Origin of the sequence: uncultured Methylobacterium sp. (assembly GCF_964242245.1) — a bacterium.
Classification (GTDB): domain Bacteria; phylum Pseudomonadota; class Alphaproteobacteria; order Rhizobiales; family Beijerinckiaceae; genus Methylobacterium.
Genome location: NZ_CAXTBY010000219.1, coordinates 1 through 2,823, shown reverse-complemented (window position 1 = coordinate 2,823; position 2,823 = coordinate 1). Strand labels below are relative to the sequence as shown.

The following is a 2,823-nucleotide window of genomic DNA, read 5'->3' as shown; positions in this document are numbered from 1 at the left end:
AGCTTCTCGAAGCCGTCGGCCCACAGGCCGATGACGAAGCCGAACAGGCTGAAGGTCACCGCCGTCAGCACGAGGAAGGCCAGCATCCAGGCCGGGTGCTCGATCCGCAGCGGTACGAACAGCGCCGCGGTGCCTAAGATGATCAGGCCGATCACGATCGACTTCGAGGCGGCGGCTCCCACGAAGCCGAGCACCACCTCGACGGGCGAGATCGGCGCGGACAGGATCTCGTAGATCGTGCCGGCGAACCGCGGGAAGTAGATGCCGAACGAGGCGTTGCTGATGCTCTGCGTCAGGAGCGAGAGCATGATCAGCCCCGGCACGATGAACAGGCCGTAGGGCACGCCGTCGACGAGGCTCATGCGCGCGCCGATCGCCGCGCCGAAGACGACGAAGTAGAGCGCGGTCGAGATCACGGGCGCGAGGATGCTCTGCAGCCCCGTGCGCCAGAAACGGCTCATCTCGAAGCGGTAGATCGCGCCAACGGCGGGCCAGTTCATGCGCGCTCCCGGACGAGATCCACGAAGATGTCCTCCAGCGAGGACTGGTCGGTCCGCAGGTCGGTGAAGCCGATCCCGGCCGCGGCGAGCGCGGCGAGCAGGCCGGTGATGCCGGTGTGCTCGGCCTTGGCGTCGTAGGTGTAGACCAGTTCCCGGCCCCCGGCGGCGAGTTCGAGGCCGCGATCCGGCAGCGACGGCGGCAGCGCGGCCAGCGGCGCCTGAAGCTGGAGGGTGAGTTGCTTCCGGCCGAGCTTGCGCATCAGCTCGGCCTTGTCCTCCACGAGGATGATCGCGCCGCCCCGGATCACGCCGATCCGGTCGGCCATCTCCTCGGCCTCCTCGATGTAGTGCGTCGTGAGGATCACGGTGACGCCCTGGTCGCGCAGGCGCCGCACCAGCCGCCACATGTCCTGGCGCAGCTCCACGTCGACGCCCGCCGAGGGCTCGTCGAGGAACAGGACCTTGGGCTCGTGGCTGAGGGCCTTGGCGATCAGCACCCGGCGCTTCATCCCGCCCGACAGCGTCATCAGGCGGGCGTCGCGCTTCTCCCAGAGCGAGAGGTCGCGCAGCACGCGCTCGATGTGGCCCGGGTCCTTCCTCAGCCCGAACAGGCCGCGGGTGAAGCTCACCGTGTTCCACACGCTCTCGAAGGCGTCGGTGGTCAACTCCTGCGGGACGAGGCCGATGGCCCGGCGGGCACCGCGATAGTCCGCGGCGATGTCGTGGCCGTCGACGGTCACCGTGCCGGTGCTCGGGGTGACGATGCCGCAGACGATGTTGATGAGCGTCGACTTGCCCGCGCCGTTCGGCCCGAGCAGCGCGAAGATCTCGCCGCGCTCGATGGTGAGGTCCACGGCCTTCAGCGCCGAGAGACCCGAGGCGTAGGTCTTCGACAGGTTGGCGATGGTGATGATCGGCGGCATCGTGGCCTGGGGCGCTCCGGGATAGGGTCCCACAAAAACGTTCGTGCGGGTCGCGCCTATAGCACGGTGGTCACGCGCCGCGAGGCAGCGGGGATGCCCGATTCTGGGAACCGGACCGGGTTGTGCCGAATGGCACCGGTCGTGAGGCCGACGGCCCGATGTGAAACGGCCGCGATCCGGCAGGGTAAGAGGCGATGGACGACCGGCAATTCGCGGCAATCGCCAAGGCGCTGGCAGACCCGCGGCGCTACGGCATCCTCAGCGAGATCGCGGCGGCGGCGGACCCGCTTCCCTGCTGCGGCCTGCAGGCGGCCGGGGCCGTGAGCGCGGCCACCATCTCCCACCACATCAAGGCGCTCGAAACCGCGGGCCTGATCACGGTCGTGCGCCACGGCCGGTTCGCGGAGCTCGGGTTTCGGCGCGCGACGGTCGAGGCCTACATGAAGCGACTCGCCGAGAGCCTGATGCCCCGGGCTTGAAAGGTCGTGCCGTCAACAATTAGATGATCGTCTAAGCGTCGACCCGACGCTTCGGAGGTTTCCATGGGCAAGCTCACGGGCAAGGTCGCCGTCGTCACCGGCGCGTCGAAGGGCATCGGTGCCGAGATCGCGCGGGCGCTGGCAGAGGCCGGCGCGAAGGTCGCGGTGAACTACGACAGCAGCCGGGAGGGCGCCGACACGGTCGTCGCGGCGATCAAGGGTGGCGGCGGCCAAGCGGTCGCCATCCAGGCAAGCGTCGCGACGGAATCCGATGTCGAGCGCCTGTTCGCCGAGGCGACGCAGGCCCTCGGCCCGGTCGACATCCTGGTGAACAATGCCGGGGTCTACCGCTTCACGCCCCTCGACGAGGTCTCGCCGGAGGAATTCCACCGGCAGTTCGACATCAACGTGCTTGGCCTGCTCCTCGTCACGCGGGAAGCCGCCAAGCGCTTCGGCCCGAACGGCGGCAGCGTGATCAACGTCAGCTCGGCGGTGACGCGTCTCAACCCGCCGGGCAGCGCGATCTACACGGCGACCAAGGCCTCCGTCGACGCGATCACCCGCGTGCTCGCCAAGGAGCTCGGCCCGCGCAAGGTCCGCGTGAACGCGGTCAATCCCGGGATCGTGGAGACGGAAGGCACCCAGACGGCCGGATTCATCGGCAGCGCCTTCGAGGCGGAGATCGTCAGGGCAACGCCGCTCGGCCGGACCGGCCAGCCGAACGACATAGCACCCGTCGCCGTGTTCCTGGCCTCGGACGATGCGAAGTGGGTGACCGGCGAGACGCTCGTCGTGTCCGGCGGCGCGTAATACGGTTTTCGGTTGATCGGTTGCGCGCTCTCCCTTTCCCCCTCTGCGCTACTGGATTCACACATCGCGCGGCGCGTTCAAATGATGCGCGGTTTCTCTCTCCCATAGGGG

Annotated in this window: 4 protein-coding genes; 2 read left to right on the top strand and 2 right to left on the bottom strand. The window is 68.6% G+C overall.

Annotated features, from left to right (window positions below; all coding sequences use genetic code 11):
* Together ACFE8Y_RS21595 and ACFE8Y_RS21590 are read right to left on the bottom strand one after the other, a co-directional pair.
* Nucleotides 1-500, bottom strand: a 500-nt coding sequence (locus ACFE8Y_RS21595) for an ABC transporter permease (protein ID WP_375466413.1), incomplete at its 3' end; no start/stop codon positions are given.
* Nucleotides 497-1,423 carry an ABC transporter ATP-binding protein gene (locus tag ACFE8Y_RS21590; RefSeq protein ID WP_375466412.1) on the bottom strand — a complete coding sequence of 309 codons (927 nt, stop codon included), beginning with the start codon at nt 1,421-1,423 and terminating at the stop codon, nt 497-499. The genes ACFE8Y_RS21595 and ACFE8Y_RS21590, both read right to left, overlap by 4 nt.
* Before the next feature lie 194 nt (nt 1,424-1,617).
* On the opposite strand from ACFE8Y_RS21590, the gene ACFE8Y_RS21585 reads away from it, so the two are divergent.
* Nucleotides 1,618-1,902, top strand: coding sequence for an ArsR/SmtB family transcription factor (locus tag ACFE8Y_RS21585; RefSeq protein WP_375466411.1), 285 nt, complete (start codon nt 1,618-1,620; stop codon nt 1,900-1,902).
* Nucleotides 1,903-1,965: 63 nt separating this feature from the next.
* Complete coding sequence (locus ACFE8Y_RS21580; RefSeq protein WP_375466410.1) at nt 1,966-2,712, top strand: SDR family NAD(P)-dependent oxidoreductase; 747 nt, start codon at nt 1,966-1,968, stop codon at nt 2,710-2,712.
* Nucleotides 2,713-2,823 lie beyond the last annotated feature (111 nt).

Excerpts from the sequence above, each read along its gene's own strand:
- ACFE8Y_RS21590 (WP_375466412.1), bottom strand. The coding sequence starts at position 1,423 with ATGCCGCCGATCATCACCATCGCCAACCTGTCGAAGACCTACGCCTCG.
- ACFE8Y_RS21585 (WP_375466411.1), top strand. The coding sequence starts at position 1,618 with ATGGACGACCGGCAATTCGCGGCAATCGCCAAGGCGCTGGCAGACCCG.
- ACFE8Y_RS21580 (WP_375466410.1), top strand. The coding sequence starts at position 1,966 with ATGGGCAAGCTCACGGGCAAGGTCGCCGTCGTCACCGGCGCGTCGAAG.